Genomic DNA, 16,328 nt, shown 5'->3' on the forward strand with positions numbered 1-16,328 from the left:
GTAAAGAACGCAGAGAAGGACAGATAGTGCATTCAAATTACCTCGCAAACAATAATGGATTAACCACAGAACAAAAGCATAAACCTTTAATTCTTATTGTTGATGACGAACCTAGTAATTTACACGTATTAGTAGAAGGACTTTTAACTGACTACGATGTACGTATTTCTACTAGTGGTGAGCAGGCTTTGATCTTTATTGAGTCAACTCGGCCTGACTTGATTTTATTAGACATAATGATGCCTGGCATGGACGGCTACGAAGTATGTAATATACTCAAAGCGAAACAAAATACCAAAGGCATCCCCGTCATATTTGTAACTGCGCTTACCGAGGAAGAGTCTGAAGAAAAAGGCTTTGCTATGGGCGCAATTGACTACATACACAAACCTTACAAGCTCGCGCTCGTTAGAGCACGCATTCGCACTCATATTACCGCTCAAGGCATGCTAGATAGGCTTATAGAAAAAAACTTTGACCTGCACGACAAACTACTTGAAATAGAGTCACTGGCGAAAGAATTAAGTCAGCGTGAAGAAGAATTAAAAGAACTCTCCTCAAAACAAAAGTTATTTTATCAAGCCCTAACGGGAACCGCTGATGGCGTTGTTATTACCGACAGTAACGGAAAAATTATTGCCGTAAACCCTTCATTTTGCCGGATTACAGGTTACTCTGAATCTGACTCCCTGCAAATGCAGTTGCACGATATTAAACAAAATAACCACCCTAGTATTAGCTTTGATCAAGTATGGCATCATGCAAACCAAGCAGGATATTGGAGTGGAGAGCTAGTAACCAGACGAAAAAATGGCGAGCTTTATCCTGAGTTATTAACTCTTAGTATGGTAAAAGGCGAGCAAGATACCAACGTGCACTATATTGGTGTATTTAGTGATATTTCTAGCGTTAAGATAACGCAAGAAAGAATTCACTACCTCACATGGCATGATGAACTTACAGGTTTGCCCAACCGAAATGGTTTTTTAAAGCAGTTGGAGCAGCAACTTCAGGTTTGTAGTACCGAAAATAGTTATGCCTATATTTATATTATTGACATAGACAGCTTCCACTCAATAAATGATGGATTAGGCCTACTCGCTGGCGATAACATATTAAAAGAATTAACTAAACGAATTCATTCTAAGGTGAGTAAAAAAGATGTTATTGCTCGCTTAGGCAGTGATGAATTTGCAGTACTGTGTACAGTTGAAAAAGGCGTTGGCAGGATCAGAGCCCAAGCTATGGCTGAAAATAAAGCCCAAGAACTGCTCATAAGTGTAAACCACCCCTTTGTGGTTGATGAACAAGACGTTAGCTTAACCGTAAGTATTGGCACGTATATTTTTCCTCGAGAAGATCAGTGGGAAAGTGCTATAGAAACAATTCGTAACTGTGAGGCGGCTTGTTACAAAGCAAAAGAAAAAGGCGGTAATAGAGTTACCTTTTTTGATACTTCGTTTGGCGAGCAAGCAAAACGCCGTTTTGAAATCGAGCAAGATTTACGTAAAGCAATCTCAAATAATGAGTTATCCCTATATTTACAATCCCAATTTGACCGAAGCCAAACCCTTAAAGGGGCTGAGGTTTTATTAAGATGGGAGCATCCTCAAAAAGGCTTCATTAGCCCTGGTGAGTTTATATCTATAGCCGAAGAGTCAGATATAATTTATGACTTAGATTGCTGGGTAACTTCAAATGCACTTGAAATATTAACGCAACTTAGTAAAACTCACCCTGAGTTAAACCTATCAATTAATGTAAGTGGCAGGCACTTTCATGAAGCGCGTTTTTTAAGCTTTATTAGCCAACAAATAAAGCAACATAGCATTAATCCTCAGCAACTCACTATTGAGATAATTGAAGGTACATTGCTTAATCACATGGAAGCGGCTATTGAGGCTGTTCACTTTCTCAAGAAGCTAGGTATTAGGGTATCAATTGATGACTTTGGTACTGGATATTCGAGTTTAACTTATCTTAAACAATTACCCATACAAGAACTAAAAATTGACCGTTCTTTTGTATTGGAAGCACCGACTGATAATAACGATAAGTTGATTATTGATATGATTGTAAGCTTAGGCCGTTTATTTGAACTCGAGATAGTTGCCGAAGGTGTAGAGAACCAGTCCCACTTTGATTTATTGCAAGAATATCCAGAAGTTATTCTTCAAGGCTATTATTTACACAGGCCTGAACCTGCAAGCGACTGGCTTGAAAAATTAAATTAATTACAGAGTAGTCTGAAAAAACAAAAAAGCCGAGTATTTCCATACTCGGCTTTTTAATGAAATTAAGCTTTAGCGGTTACTCGCGAACTTGGCCTTCACCATTCACTAAGTACTTCTCAGTAGTCAGTGACTCAAGTCCCATAGGGCCGTATGCATGAAGCTTAGAAGTTGCTATACCAATCTCTGCGCCTAGACCCAGCTGTGAGCCATCAGAAAAGCGAGATGATGTATTAACCATCACTACAGAAGCATCGACACTACGCTGGAATAACTCTGCAGCGGCTGCGTTTTTAGTGCAAATTACTTCAGTGTGGTTTGATCCAAACTGTGCAATGTGTTCAACCGCTGCCGTAAAGTTTGGTACAACGCGAATGGCGATTTCTAGGTCTAGATATTCTTCACCAAATTCGTTATCGGCTAACACAGTTGCATTATCAAAGTATTTAGCTGCAAAGCTGTCAGCATTTATTTTTACACCTTCTTGGCGTAATACAACTGCGCACAGATTTAAAAACTCATCTGCAACATCTTGATGAACTACTAAGCCCTCAAGTGCATTACAAACACCGGTACGCTGCGTTTTACCGTTAAGTAGTAAGTTAAGCGCAATTTCTAGGTCTGCATCTTTATCTACATATAGATGACAAACGCCTTTGTAATGCTGAATTACTGGAATCGTACTGTTTTCAGTAACAAAGTTAATTAAGCCTTCACCGCCACGTGGAATTATTAAGTCAATGCTTTCACGTTGCTGCATTAATTCCATTAATAGTGCACGATCTGGATCTGGAATCACTGAAATAAGTGATACTGGTAAGTTATGCTTTTCAAGTACGCTGTGCATTACACTTGCGATAGCTTGCGAACTTTTAAGTGCTTCTTTACCGCCACGTAAAATTACGCCATTACCTGATTTAAAACATAATGCGCCAGCGTCTGCTGTTACATTTGGGCGTGCTTCGTAAATCATACATACAACGCCAAGAGGTACGCGCATTTTACGAATTTTAATGCCATTTGGACGCTCTGTAATATCACGTAGCTGACCAACAGGATCGTCCAGGCTTACGATTACTTCAATACCTTCTGCCATTGCTTCAATACGCTCATCGTTTAGCGTTAAGCGGTCGATCATTGAGGCTGCTAAGTTATTGTCGCGTGCTGCGCTTAGGTCACTTTCGTTTTCTTTGATTATAAATGCTTTTTGCTCTCTTAATGCCGCTGCCATTTCAACTAGTACTTGATTTTTAGTCTCGGTATCGAGTAAAGCAAGTGTATGGGCAGCTTTAGCTGTCTGGCGTGAAATGTCCGTAATTAAACTCATGACTTCTCCAATAATGCGATATGTTTTTCAGATATAACTGGTCCAATTGAATCCTGCATTTTTTCGCTGAATTCACTCTGTTCGTTGTCTGCAATAAAGTTTAACAAACAGCTACTATAATTTGCGGTCGCTTTAGCTAAACGCGTACCGTCTTCACTACGTACTAAAATGGTATCACCAACAGCAAATTCACCATGGACTTCCATGATTTCATCACCGCGAATACATCCACTTTCACCTTCAAGGGATTCATCAAATGATCCATCAACAACAACTTCACCTTGCTCATTTGCTGTGTGTGTCATCCAATGTACAGAATCTTGCATCGGCTTTTCGTACGGTAAAAATACGCTACCAGGATTTTCCCCAGCTAGCAGTTTCGTAAATGTTTCTTCTTTAAAGCCGTTTATAATATAAGTCGCGATACCATGTGACGTTGCTTTTTCTGCCGCTTCTATTTTGGTTTTCATGCCACCAGTACCAACAGCACTTGTAGCACATCCTGCCATAGCATAAATAGATTCATCAATTGATTTTATTTCAGGCAGTAACACCGCATCATCATGTAAGTTAGGGTTTTTATCATATAACCCATCAACGTCTGAGAATATTAATAAAGCATCGGCATCGGCTGCTGCTGCGACCATTGCTGATAAGTTGTCGTTATCACCCACTCTTAAGTCGTCGGTAGTTACAGCATCATTTTCATTAATGATAGGAAAAACACCATGTTCAAGTAAAGTAAACACTGTTTCGCGAATACTTTGGTAACGCTCGCGGTCACGTAAATCGCCGTGCGTTAATAATAGTTGCGCAGATGGAAAGTCAAAAAAGCGATCCCACATGGCGATCATTTCTGTTTGGCCTGCTGCTGCCATTGCTTTTTTCATCACCACAGAGCGAGGTTTGTCTGATGGGAATAAATGCGCTCCAGCCGCTACAGAACCCGATGATACTAAAATCACCTCGATTCCACGGGCACGACAACGAACAATGAACTGTGCGATGGTTAATATGTAACGCGAACGGCAGCCATCTTGATCTGGTGCAATTAATGCACTACCTACTTTAAGTACGATACGTCGCCAATTTAACTTTTGCATAAATGCTCAACTTTCCATTTTATCTGCGCTCATCTTAATTAGACGAGCTAAAACTAAGTAGCTAGGTTTAAAACATAGCTTCGAATTTTTCTTTTCATTTAGGCAACACTTTTTTACACACACGCAAAAACCATATCTAAAACAAGAAGCTTAGATTTGAGGTTAAGTAAAAGTAGCAACAACCCAATAATATTGAGCAGCACTAATCAAAAAATTTAAAAGTGTTGTTTATGCATCGCTGTAAAAAGCTGTGTGTGGCTTTTTTATTAACAACATACATAGAGCCTCTAAAGTCTGATACACCAACAGATAGGGTGAAGACCAAAGGACCGAGATTTAACCGCCACGATGGGGGGCTAAATATTGAAAGTAATAGTTCAACTCAAACCTTTATTTACTTAAATAATTAAATAAACTTGTTTGGCAAAACCATACCAAGAATTCGGCAAATGATATTTTGTAATGCTCAAATACTAGAAACATCACTAACACATGATTATAAAGATTAAAAATGACGTTAAGATTAACAAGCCTGTTTTATCTTCAATAAACTTCGTTAGATGACTAATTATTAGAACACGAAGTATAATACACCAAATACCCCTTTAAAATCAAGGTTAAAATTCGAACTAAGTTAATACGAAACACTCATACCCTTTATATTGTTATTAAAATTCAATAAATTAAACAATTAATACACTTTAAAATAAGGTGGCTAAGTTCTCGCTAAATAATTTAAGCCTACTAATCTTTTATAAGCAGCTAAAATTGATTAGTAATATTTGAGTTTCCGGTGTATACCCCTGTATTAATAATTAACAAAAGTTATACTTTCTAAACATATCGTCATAAATAAGGAATTCTTAATCTATGTCAGCAATTTACATAGCCGGTATTGCACTTTGCTCTGTGCTTGCCCAATGGGTCGCGTGGGCTTTTAGAGTACCCGCTATTCTTTTTTTATTGCTTACTGGTCTTTTACTTGGACCATTTAGTGGTGTTTTAGACCCTGATGCACTTTTAGGTGATTTACTGTTTCCAGTAGTATCACTAAGCGTTGCCATCATTTTATTTGAAGGTTCCTTAACTCTGCATTTCAGAGAATTAAAAGGGATAGGAAAAGTTGTAAGGAATCTCTGCTCAATCGGTATGCTTACTACCTGCATTATTATTAGCCTAAGCGCCTACTGGTTGCTTGAGCTTAACTGGCGTGTTGCTGCGGTATTAGGCGCAGTACTCGTTGTTACTGGCCCTACCGTTATAGCACCGCTATTAAACTCAATGCGCCCAACACAAGACATAGACCGTATACTTCGCTGGGAAGGTATTGTAATAGACCCAATTGGCGCATTATTTGCTGTATTGGTATTTGAAGCTGTAATGCTTGTAGGCCAAGGCGAAGTATTTAGTCATACTATTATTGCTTTAGTTAAAACCCTAGGTGTTGGTTTAAGTATTGGTGTTGCTGCAGGTTGGCTAACAACCCTATTAATGCGTCGCGAGTGGCTGCCATTTGAATTACATAAGTTTGGAATTTTAGCACTAGTCCTTATTAGTTTTTCTGTATCAAACTATTTAAGCCATGAATCTGGCTTATTAGCAGTAACTGTATTTGGTATTTGGCTTGCGAACCAAGACGATTTAGAAATAGATTCTGTACTTGAGTTTAAAGAAGACTTGTCGATGATTTTGATATCGACGCTGTTTATTTTACTTGCAGCACGTTTACAGCTTTCTGATTTGATGATGCTCGACAGCGATGTATTTATATTTTTAGCTATTGTGCTTTTTGTTGCACGCCCACTGTGTATTGCTATTTCGACCTTTGGTACTGACTTACCAATGAAGTCTCGCTTGGTACTTGCCTGGATTGCTCCACGCGGTATAGTTGCCGCAGCCGTTGGGTCGGTATTTGCACTAAGTATGATGGAAGCTGGCGTTGCTGATGCTGAAAAGATGGTGCCACTTATATTTACGGTGATCATCATTACGGTTGTGCTGCAAAGCTTAACAGCCATCCCTGTTGCCAAGCTATTAGGTGTACGCCAACCATCACCAAATACAATATTAATTATTGGTGCAAACCATGTATCGCGTGCAATTGGACGTGGCTTACAAGAGCAGAATATTCCGGTTCACCTTTCAGATCCTGCATGGGAAAACTGCAGAATGGCACGTATGGATGGCTTAGCTTGTTATTATGGTAACCCGCAATCAGAGCATGCTGAACGCTACTTACCTCTAACAACTATTCGCAGTGTCTTAGCGCTATCGCCAAACCGTCATCATAATGCGCTAGGCGTTCAATACTTTTCGCATTTACTTAATGAAAAAAATGTATTTTCGCTTCGCTCATCAACGTCGCATGCTAAAGCAAATAAAGACAGCGCAACGTTTTTATCTAGACAAATATTGTTTGGAGACGAAGGCTCGTATGCACGTTTAAGCAGTATTATAGCTAAAGGCGGTAAGGTTAGTTCAACACGCATCTCGGATGAGTTTAGCTGGGAGCAATATCTAGAAATGAACCCTGAGGCTATCCCTTTGTTTATTCTTAAAGGTGATAAAGACAGCGACGACGATACGCCAATTAAGCTAAGACCGTTTACAATCAACATGGAAAAACCGCCGCAAGAAGGCGAGCGTGTTGTTGCATTACAGCCGCCTAAAATGTCGGTCTTAAAAGACCCGCAAACAAAGGCTAAAGAAGAAAGTTAAACACTTTTACTACCTGTAAAAACTCAAAAACCCTAACTTAAAAAGTTAGGGTTTTGTTTTTTAAGAGCCATTAAATAGGAAGGCGAGCTCGCGCAACCACACTATCTGGCATTTTTTGCGCTAACTTAGTCAGCGCTCGCTCAATTTTTTTATGAGTCGCTTTATCTGCGACCATAGAATTAAATAGCCAACGGTATGCATCTTCAAAATCACGCGGGCTGCCATAGCCATCATTAAATAATTTAACCAAACGTAGTTGTGCTTTTAAATTGCCTTGCGACGACGCTTCACGCAAATACGTAATTGCCATTGCTTTATCTTGCTGAACTAAACGCCCGGTGTCGTAGTAACGCCCTAACTGCTCTAGCGCTGCCGCTAAGCCTTGCTCAGCCGCTTTTCGCATGTAATACACACCTAACTCTACATTACGATCCACGCACACGTTATAAGCCAGCATATCGCCGTATAAAAATTGATAAGACGGCAATGCCATTTTATTGGCTCGTGCTTCTATATCTTGCACTAACTGGCAATCATCTGCCTTTACCCGCGCTAAATGCGTATTTTTATTTATTAACGCAATTAGCTCAGATTCTGTATACAGCGGTACAGCAGCAGGGCTTTCTGTAGCTAAGCTGTTGGTTGCTATAAATAAAGACAGCGGAATTAATGAAAGCCTTAATACGCAATTACGGTAAAATAAACGCATGCTCACCACTTATAAAAATAAACTTATTAAAATATATACAAAGATCGTTCCAAGGTGAATTTTAGATACAAAAAAAGCTGCACTAGGCAGCTTTTTTTAATCTAATGGTAATTACGCAAACGGGTTGCGAAGTACCATAGTTTCTACGCGGTCTGGACCTGTAGAAATAATATCAATTGGAACACCCGTAATTTCTTCAATACGCTTGATGTAGTCAATCGCAGCTTTTGGTAAACCGTCAAGACTCGTTACACCAACAGTGTTTTCTGACCAACCTGGCATTTCTTCGTATACTGGCGTTACTTTATCGTAACCTTCAGCTGCTAATGGTGTTACGTTAGTAACTGTGCCATCTTCAAGCTTGTAACCAATACAGATTTTAAGCGTTTCTAAGCCGTCTAAAACATCAAGCTTAGTTAAACAAAAACCTGAAATACTGTTGATTTGAACCGCACGGCGCATAGCCACTGCATCTAACCAACCAGTACGACGAAGTCGACCTGTTGTAGCGCCAAACTCATGGCCTTTATCACCTAAGTGCTTACCAACTGGATCTTGTTTCTCAAGACCGTCGTAAAGCTCTGTAGGGAAAGGACCTGAACCAACACGTGTAGTGTACGCTTTAATAATACCTAAAACGTAATCAAGGTTTAATGGACCAAAACCTGCACCAGTAGCAACGCCACCAGCTGTAGTATTTGAAGATGTTACATAAGGGTAAGTACCGTGATCGATATCAAGTAACGTACCTTGTGCACCTTCAAATAAAATGTTTTCGCCTGCTAAACGCGTTTGATCTAAAAGCTCAGTTACATCTACAACCATTGCTTTTAAGATATCAGCAACAGCCATTGCATCATCAAACGTTTTTTGGAAATCTACAGCGTCTACTTTGTAGTAGTTAACTAAAGTGAAGTTATGGTATTCAAGAACTTCTTTTAATTTAGCTGCAAATAATTCAGGATTAAATAAATCGCCTACGCGTAAACCACGGCGAGCCACTTTATCTTCGTACGCAGGACCGATACCACGGCCAGTTGTACCAATTGGCTTATCGCCACGAGCAGTTTCGCGGGCTACATCTAATGCAACATGGAAAGGCAAGATTAGCGGACATGCTTCACTTATTAAAAGACGCTCACGTACTGGTACGCCGCGTTCTTCAAGCATGCCAATTTCTCTCATTAGCGCTTCTGGTGATAAAACTACACCATTACCAATCACACATTTAACATTGTCACGTAATACACCCGATGGAATAAGGTGTAGAACCGTCTTTTCACCTTCGATAACTAAAGTATGACCCGCATTGTGGCCACCTTGATAACGAACTACTAAAGATGCTTTGTCTGTAAGGAGATCAACTACCTTACCCTTTCCTTCGTCACCCCATTGGGTGCCTAATACAACAACGTTTTTACCCATCGTAAATTCACTTAGAGAAAATTAGGACGAGATTTTACCAGAAAACTAAAGTAAAGATCACCCCTGTTCAGCTTATTTTTTCTGCGCGCATTTGTTATATCCAAATATTAGCTAATAACCACATAAATAACAGTGATTTAAAGCACTTGACTGTGTTTAACAAAAAGCCCCGCAAATGCGAGGCTTTTTAACTTCTAAATAATTAACGTAAAGCCTATTGAGCTTTAGCGCCTTTCATATATTGGAAGAAGTCGCTATCTGGTGAAAGCACCATAACGTCTTGCTTATTTTTAAAAGTCTTTTTGTAAGCCTCAAGCGAACGCACAAAACTAAAGAACTCAGGGTCTTTGTTATACGCGCTTGCATAGATGCCTGCGGCATCAGCATCGCCTTGACCACGTACAGAACGCGCATTACGCTCTGCATCGGCAAGCATTACTGTTACACGACGGTCAACACCCGCACGAATAGTCTCGGCTTTTTCCTGACCTTCAGAACGGTGCTCTTTTGCAACAGCAGTACGCTCAGCGCGCATACGTTGGTAAATAGAGCTACTCACTTCTTGTGGTAGGTTAATTTGCTTAACACGTACGTCTAGCACCTCAATACCAAGCTCACGTGCACTTTCAGAAGCTTGTACTAACGCTTCTTCCATCAACTCGCTACGCTCACCCGATACAATTTCGCGAATTGTACGTGTACCAAAGTTTGTACGAAGACCATTATTTACTTTTTGTTTAAGTAGCGTTTCAGCATATTGCTTATCGCCACGGGCACGTAAGTAAAAAGCGCTAAAGTCATTAACACGCCATTTTACAAACGAATCAACAATTAAGTCTTTTTTCTCACTAGTAACAAAGCGATCCGGCGCACCATCTAGCGTTTGAATACGTGCATCAATGCGACGAACTTGGCTAAAAAATGGCACCTTAAATTGTAGGCCTGGGCCATATACAATCGCTTGATCGTCGCTATCTTTTTGTACTTTACTGAATAACATTACAATTGCTTTTTGCCCTTCAGGTACAACAAATACCGATGAGAAAGACATAACAATGGCAGCTAATAGTATTACTAAACTAAAGTTTTTCATTATGATTATCTCCCATCATTGAAGCGGTCGTTGTTAAAGCGGTCATTGCCACTATTAACAGAGCTATTGCGCGACGTATTTACTTTATTGCGTAAATCTTGAATATCACTAGAGCTTGGAAGTGCAACACGTGTTGCTGCTCCTTGCTTATCCATGATCTTATCAAGTGGTAGATAAAGCATGTTATTACCGCCTTTAACATCAACCAATATTTTAGAACTATTCCCTAACACTTCTTCCATTGCATCAATGTATAAGCGCTCGCGAGTAACTTCTTTAGCTGCTTGGTATTCAGGTAATAGCTTTTCAAAACGAGCTACTTCACCTTGTGCTTCTAATGTAATACGCTCTTGGTAACCTTCCGCTTCTTGAGTCATACGCGTTACTTGACCACGAGCACGCGGTTCAATTTCACGAGCATATGCTTCTGCTTCACGAATGAAACGTTCTTCATCTTCTTGTGCAGCAATCGCATCATCAAATGCATCTTTAACTTCAGTTGGCGGACGAGAGTCTTTGAAGTTCACGTCAGTAACAATTAAACCTAAGTTATATGGTTCGATAATCTTATTAAGCTCATCCCATGTATTTTGACGAACAACCTCACGGCCATTAGTTAATACTTGGTCCATTTTTGCATGGCCCACAACGTAACGTAGTGCACTATCTAGTGCTTCTTCTAAGCTACTATCAGCGTTAGTTACGCTAAATTCATAAAGGTATGGGTCAATAACACGGTATTGCACCTGAAACTCAACGCTCACTACGTTTTCGTCTTCAGTAAGCATAAAACCAGAAGCCGATAATGAACGAACTGCTTCAATATCTACTGGGATTACCGTTTCAATAAACGTCATTTTCCAACGCAGACCAGGATCAGCAATTCGGTCATATTTACCAAATTGAAGAACCACACCACGCTCGGCTTCTTTAACCGTATAAATACCACTTAACGCCCATACAATAACGGCGATAATAAGTATGAATGAAATACCGGCTCCGCCAAGTCCACCGCCGCTACCATTGCCGGATTTTTTCCCGCCAAATAAGCCGCCGAACTTGTTACTAAACTTGCGGAACACCTCGTCTAAATCAGGTGGGCCTTGATCACGTCCGCCTTTATTATTCCACGGATCTTTGTCATTGCCATTATTACCCGGTTCATTCCAGGCCATAGCTATACTCCATTGTTATCTAAATAAATTAGGAAATTGTGTTAAATCTAACAAATCTACCGCGTTTCTCATACAAAAACCGACATTAAAACGTCAATTTTTAATTACGGTTGATAAAACCAGCAATTTCAGGACCAAATTCTTTAATTAAACGATTCCACTCAACCATTGGCATTCTAACATCTAACAGCCAATTACCTTGCTCATCAAAGCGTTCTTCATGTACTGCATTTAAACTAAACAATGCAGCCCTTAGGCGACCATACAATGGCGTAAGAAATAATGTTTCGTTAAACATCTTCTTAGCAAGCAGTTCACTAATAGCCTCACTAAGTAATTCACACCCTTCACCAGTCTGAGCGCTAAGCCATACTCTTATAGGTTGGCCTTCGTCATCTCGATCAATACGTGGGCTTACGTTATCCAGCGCATCAATTTTATTATAAATTAATAGCTGTGGTACTTCATCGGCTTCAATTTCTTTAAGCACCGATTGTACTTGTTCAATATTTTCTTGAAGACGAGAGTCTGCTGCGTCAATTACATGTAACTGTAAATCAGCTTCACGAGTTTCAGTTAGCGTTGCTTTAAAAGCAGCAACTAAGTCGTGCGGTAAATGACGAATAAAGCCCACTGTATCAGCTAAGATAACAGGACCAACATCACCTAATTCAAGCTTACGTAGAGTCGGGTCAAGCGTTGCAAACAACTGATCGGCCGCGTATACATCTGAATTCGTAATTCGATTAAATAATGTAGATTTACCCGCATTGGTATAGCCAACTAACGATACCGTAGGTATTTCGTTACGAGTGCGAGCTCGCCTACCTTGTTCGCGTTGCACTGCTACTTTAGCTAAACGCGCACGGATATTTTGAATTCGGGCACGAAGTAATCGTCTATCTGTTTCAAGTTGGGTTTCACCAGGTCCACGTAAACCAATCCCGCCTTTTTGGCGTTCAAGATGGGTCCAGCCCCGAATTAATCGAGTCGACATATGGCGAAGTTGTGCCAATTCAACCTGCAGCTTACCCTCATGGGTACGTGCACGTTGGGCAAAAATATCAAGAATTAGCGTCGTTCTATCAAGCACACGACACTGACAAACACGCTCTAAATTGCGCTCTTGTGACGGCCTGAGTTGATGATTGAAAATTACGACATCTGCATTGTGGATTTTGACAATCTCAGCTATTTCTTCTGCTTTACCGGTACCGACGAATAGTTTCGGATGTGGTGCTTGACGGCTGCCTTGCACAACCGCCAAACTACTAACACCAGCAGAAGATACCAACATTTCTAATTCATGAAGATCTTCACGATCCCCTTCTTTAGGTAAGTCGATATGAACTAAAATTGCCTGTTCGCCGGATTCATAGCGGTCAAACAAACATTATGCTCCTAATTAAAAGTTACCAGCTTCTGGTTCCTCAGTGTCTTCACTCCCTTGAACTGCTTGGAAGTTAACTGCGCGAGCAGGGACAACTGTTGAAATTGCATGCTTATAAACCATTTGATTTACGGTGTTCTCTAGTAAAATAACAAATTGGTCAAATGACTGAATTTTGCCTTGTAATTTTATGCCATTTACCAAAAAGATTGATACTGGAATGCGCTCACGTCGTAGTGCATTCAAAAATGGGTCTTGTAACGATTGGCCTTTTGCCATGTTATTGTTCCTTCGTTCTAGGTGTTATTATAATTAAGTGGCTGAACTTATTTGATAAAAAACAATATTCAACTACTACTAGCTTAGCGAACTTACTACACGATGCAAGTTTTCTTCGTCACCCGTTGTTAACCAAGTAACATCAGGCCAGCTACGAAGCCACGTTAACTGACGTTTTGCCAATTGACGTGTTGCTGCGATGCCACGAAAAACCATTTCATCATGGCTTGTTTCACCCGCAAGGTAATCCCACATTTGTCTATAACCAACACAACGAATAGAAGGCATATTGGGGTGTAAATCCTTACGTAGATATAGGGTCGAAACTTCATTTTCAAACCCCTGATCAATCATTATTTTAAACCTTTCTTCAATTCGGCGATGTAATTCGCTACGTTCTTGCGGTGCAATCGCAAATTGATGAAAAGTATAAGGTAAAGCCGGCTGTTTTTGCTTTTGCAACTCAGTCATGGTCTTACCAGTTAACCTGTAAACCTCTAAAGCTCGATTAATTCTTTGTGAGTCATTCTCACTTATTTTTTCGGCTGCTTTTGGGTCAACTTTAACTAATTCTTTATATAAATGAGGCCAGCCAAATTCTTTAGCTTGTGCTTCTAGCTCTGATCTTATTACTGTATCTGCTTCAGGCAAAGGCGATAAACCATCAATTAAAGATTTAAAGTACAACATTGTACCTCCAACCAATACAGGCACTTTACCTTGTCTATGAAATTCGTCAATTTTTTGTACTGCATCGCGCCTAAAATCAGCAACTGAATATGTTTCACTCGGGTCAAGTAAGTCGATCAGATGATGCGGAGCTTTAGCAAGTTCTTCTGCATCGGGTTTTGCAGTACCAATGTTCATATCTTTATACACTAACGCTGAATCAACGCTGATTATTTCTGTATTTAAATGCTCGCACAGTGAGATTGCCAATGCTGTTTTACCAGCAGCAGTTGGACCCATTAAAAATATGACTGGTAAATTACTCAACACTGATACCTTAATCTAATTGCATTAAATAGTGATTTAGCTCTATTTTAACTGCTTTTTCGCGTAAGCGTTCAATAGTTTGCGGATTATTTTGTAAGCGCATTTGTTGCGCTAAAAACACATTGCTTAAATAAAACCGGGGAGGTACACATTTTATCTGCCACTCTAACCAATTCTCTATATTTTCAAGCCCTGCTTTACACCCATCAAGTAGCTCACCTATCGCTGTACTTACATCAAGTAAATATAAGCACGCTGGCAATTTTTTAACCATTACAAACTGTTTTTCTATTACGAGTTCAAAACCAAGTAAAGTAAACCACGATTGCTGAGCTTCTATAAGTAAGCAATCTTCTTTTGATAAGTTTACTCTTACGGGCAGCAAAAGAGCTTTCCCTTCTAAACTTCCGGACTCTTTAATTTGATTATGCCAATCATCTACCAATGCATATTTGAAATGTGAGCAATACAATTGCTGCTCAACACTAAATACACACGCACCTTCATTAACACTGATGATTGAAACTGTCTTTAAAACATTATGCGCAGACTCTAACTGGTGTTGTGCTACGGGTATGTTTGCTACATTATCAAAATGCGCAGCGTGTTGCTCACTCACACCTTGATAAAACGCGTTTACATCATGATGGCTCGTACTTGGTGTAGCACGGTATGCCCCGCCACCGCCAACACTTCTAGTACCTGATGATGAACTACCAGCACTTCCAGAGTAAGAGGGCTGTAATTGCGATTTAGGGTAATCAAATACTCCATCCGCTTTTGTATCATTAGAACTACTATGCGCTGACCCCATAAACACAGGCGCAGATTCCATCTCAGAGCTAAGCGGTTCATTCGTAAACTCACCTTGCAGCGGCACTACCACTTGCTTAATAGCCTGTAATATAAAGTCATGAATTAAGCGCCCTTGATGAAAACGCACTTCATGCTTAGCTGGATGAACATTTACATCAACCTGCCGAGGGTCTATATCAATATAAATGACAAAACCGGGTAATTCTTGTGTTCCACTTACTTCTTCAAATGCCTGGCGTATAGCATGCAGAATAAGTTTATCGCGCATCATACGATTATTAACATAAGTATACTGAGTCGTATTAGCTGACCCTACAGGTAGCACCCAACCATGCAGCTGTAAGCCACCCTCTCCTGATTGAATATGCAAACCTTGCTCAGCAAAAGCCTTACCTGCAACTTGGGCTACACGTGTAATAGCCTGAGAGGGATCTGTCTTCGCACGATACTGCCTTACTACTTTTTCGTTGTGAGTTAGTGTAATAGAGACATCAAAGCGACTAAGCGCAATACGCTTTATCAACTCATCAATATGGCTAAATTCAGTTTTTTCGGTACGCAAGAATTTACGACGAGCTGGGGTGTTAAAAAATAAATCTTTTACTTCAATGGTTGTGCCATCAGGGTGCGCTACTGGCTTTACTTGCACGGCCATATCGCGACCTTCTGCAAATGCTTGCCAAGCAGCTTCTTGATCTTTTGGTTTTGAGCTCAGTGTTAAACGCGATACAGAACTAATTGACGCAAGCGCTTCACCCCTAAAACCAAGTGAACAAATATTTTCAAGGTCATCTAGAGATTTTAATTTACTCGTAGCGTGACGAGAAAGCGCGAGCGTTAGCTCATCTTTACTTATCCCTGAACCGTTATCACGTATACGAATAAGCTTATGACCGCCACGCTCTATATCTATCTGAATACGTGTAGCGCCAGCATCTAAACTGTTTTCGACTAGCTCTTTTACTACCGACGCTGGGCGCTCAACCACTTCGCCTGCGGCAATTTGGTTAGCTAAACGCGCGGGTAATATTTCAATATTCATGAGATTTCCTAGCAAGCATTGCGC

12 protein-coding genes are annotated in these 16,328 nt (G+C 40.1%); 2 read left to right on the forward strand and 10 right to left on the reverse strand.

Annotated elements, in window-relative coordinates; all coding sequences use genetic code 11:
* Positions 1-26: 26 nt before the first annotated feature.
* Positions 27-2,234, forward strand: coding sequence for a two-component system response regulator (locus I6E82_RS15785; protein WP_197118271.1), 2,208 nt, complete (start codon positions 27-29; stop codon positions 2,232-2,234).
* Between the two features lie 76 nt (positions 2,235-2,310).
* On the opposite strand, the gene I6E82_RS15790 is transcribed toward I6E82_RS15785, so the two are convergent.
* Positions 2,311-3,558 carry a glutamate-5-semialdehyde dehydrogenase gene (locus I6E82_RS15790; RefSeq protein ID WP_007586417.1) on the reverse strand — a complete coding sequence of 416 codons (1,248 nt, stop codon included), beginning with the start codon at positions 3,556-3,558 and terminating at the stop codon, positions 2,311-2,313.
* On the reverse strand, positions 3,555-4,661 hold the full coding sequence (gene proB, locus I6E82_RS15795) for a glutamate 5-kinase (protein WP_010554355.1): 1,107 nt from the start codon (positions 4,659-4,661) through the stop codon (positions 3,555-3,557). The genes I6E82_RS15790 and proB overlap by 4 nt, the downstream gene beginning before the upstream one ends.
* A gap of 870 nt (positions 4,662-5,531) precedes the next feature.
* Here proB and I6E82_RS15800 point away from each other — a divergent pair.
* Complete coding sequence (locus I6E82_RS15800) at positions 5,532-7,379, forward strand: cation:proton antiporter (protein WP_007586413.1); 1,848 nt, start codon at positions 5,532-5,534, stop codon at positions 7,377-7,379.
* Between the two features lie 70 nt (positions 7,380-7,449).
* Here the strand turns inward: I6E82_RS15800 and I6E82_RS15805 are convergent, their stop codons facing one another.
* The 8 genes from I6E82_RS15805 to mutL all read right to left on the reverse strand — a co-directional run bounded on the left by I6E82_RS15805 (position 7,450) and on the right by mutL (position 16,304).
* Entirely contained in the window at positions 7,450-8,088 is a 639-nt protein-coding gene (locus I6E82_RS15805) for a tetratricopeptide repeat protein (RefSeq protein WP_007586412.1), read from the reverse strand.
* Between the two features lie 111 nt (positions 8,089-8,199).
* Positions 8,200-9,513, reverse strand: coding sequence for an adenylosuccinate synthase (locus I6E82_RS15810; RefSeq protein WP_010554354.1), 1,314 nt, complete (start codon positions 9,511-9,513; stop codon positions 8,200-8,202).
* Between the two features lie 214 nt (positions 9,514-9,727).
* On the reverse strand, positions 9,728-10,606 hold the full coding sequence (hflC, locus tag I6E82_RS15815) for a protease modulator HflC (RefSeq protein ID WP_010554353.1): 879 nt from the start codon (positions 10,604-10,606) through the stop codon (positions 9,728-9,730).
* Positions 10,607-10,611: 5 nt separating this feature from the next.
* Positions 10,612-11,781 carry an FtsH protease activity modulator HflK gene (gene hflK, locus I6E82_RS15820; protein WP_197118272.1) on the reverse strand — a complete coding sequence of 390 codons (1,170 nt, stop codon included), beginning with the start codon at positions 11,779-11,781 and terminating at the stop codon, positions 10,612-10,614.
* 100 nt (positions 11,782-11,881) lie between these two features.
* Positions 11,882-13,171, reverse strand: coding sequence for a ribosome rescue GTPase HflX (gene hflX, locus I6E82_RS15825; RefSeq protein WP_007586404.1), 1,290 nt, complete (start codon positions 13,169-13,171; stop codon positions 11,882-11,884).
* 15 nt (positions 13,172-13,186) lie between these two features.
* Positions 13,187-13,450 carry an RNA chaperone Hfq gene (hfq, locus tag I6E82_RS15830; RefSeq protein WP_007586402.1) on the reverse strand — a complete coding sequence of 88 codons (264 nt, stop codon included), beginning with the start codon at positions 13,448-13,450 and terminating at the stop codon, positions 13,187-13,189.
* 78 nt (positions 13,451-13,528) lie between these two features.
* Positions 13,529-14,446, reverse strand: coding sequence for a tRNA (adenosine(37)-N6)-dimethylallyltransferase MiaA (gene miaA / locus I6E82_RS15835; RefSeq protein ID WP_007586400.1), 918 nt, complete (start codon positions 14,444-14,446; stop codon positions 13,529-13,531).
* Positions 14,447-14,456: 10 nt separating this feature from the next.
* A complete protein-coding gene (gene mutL, locus I6E82_RS15840) occupies positions 14,457-16,304 on the reverse strand; it encodes a DNA mismatch repair endonuclease MutL (protein ID WP_165722389.1) in 1,848 nt (615 codons plus the stop codon).
* Positions 16,305-16,328: the final 24 nt, after the last annotated feature.

It is taken from the genome of Pseudoalteromonas sp. NZS11 (assembly GCF_015864765.1).
Taxonomy (GTDB): Bacteria; Pseudomonadota; Gammaproteobacteria; order Enterobacterales; family Alteromonadaceae; genus Pseudoalteromonas; species Pseudoalteromonas arctica.

Bases quoted from the DNA above. Each gene is read 5' to 3' on its own strand.
- I6E82_RS15790 (WP_007586417.1), bottom strand. From the start codon at position 3,558: ATGAGTTTAATTACGGACATTTCACGCCAGACAGCTAAAGCTGCCCAT.
- proB (WP_010554355.1), bottom strand. From the start codon at position 4,661: ATGCAAAAGTTAAATTGGCGACGTATCGTACTTAAAGTAGGTAGTGCA.
- I6E82_RS15800 (WP_007586413.1), top strand. From the start codon at position 5,532: ATGTCAGCAATTTACATAGCCGGTATTGCACTTTGCTCTGTGCTTGCC.
- I6E82_RS15805 (WP_007586412.1), bottom strand. From the start codon at position 8,088: ATGCGTTTATTTTACCGTAATTGCGTATTAAGGCTTTCATTAATTCCG.
- I6E82_RS15810 (WP_010554354.1), bottom strand. From the start codon at position 9,513: ATGGGTAAAAACGTTGTTGTATTAGGCACCCAATGGGGTGACGAAGGA.
- hflC (WP_010554353.1), bottom strand. From the start codon at position 10,606: ATGAAAAACTTTAGTTTAGTAATACTATTAGCTGCCATTGTTATGTCT.
- hflK (WP_197118272.1), bottom strand. From the start codon at position 11,781: ATGGCCTGGAATGAACCGGGTAATAATGGCAATGACAAAGATCCGTGG.
- hfq (WP_007586402.1), bottom strand. From the start codon at position 13,450: ATGGCAAAAGGCCAATCGTTACAAGACCCATTTTTGAATGCACTACGA.
- mutL (WP_165722389.1), bottom strand. From the start codon at position 16,304: ATGAATATTGAAATATTACCCGCGCGTTTAGCTAACCAAATTGCCGCA.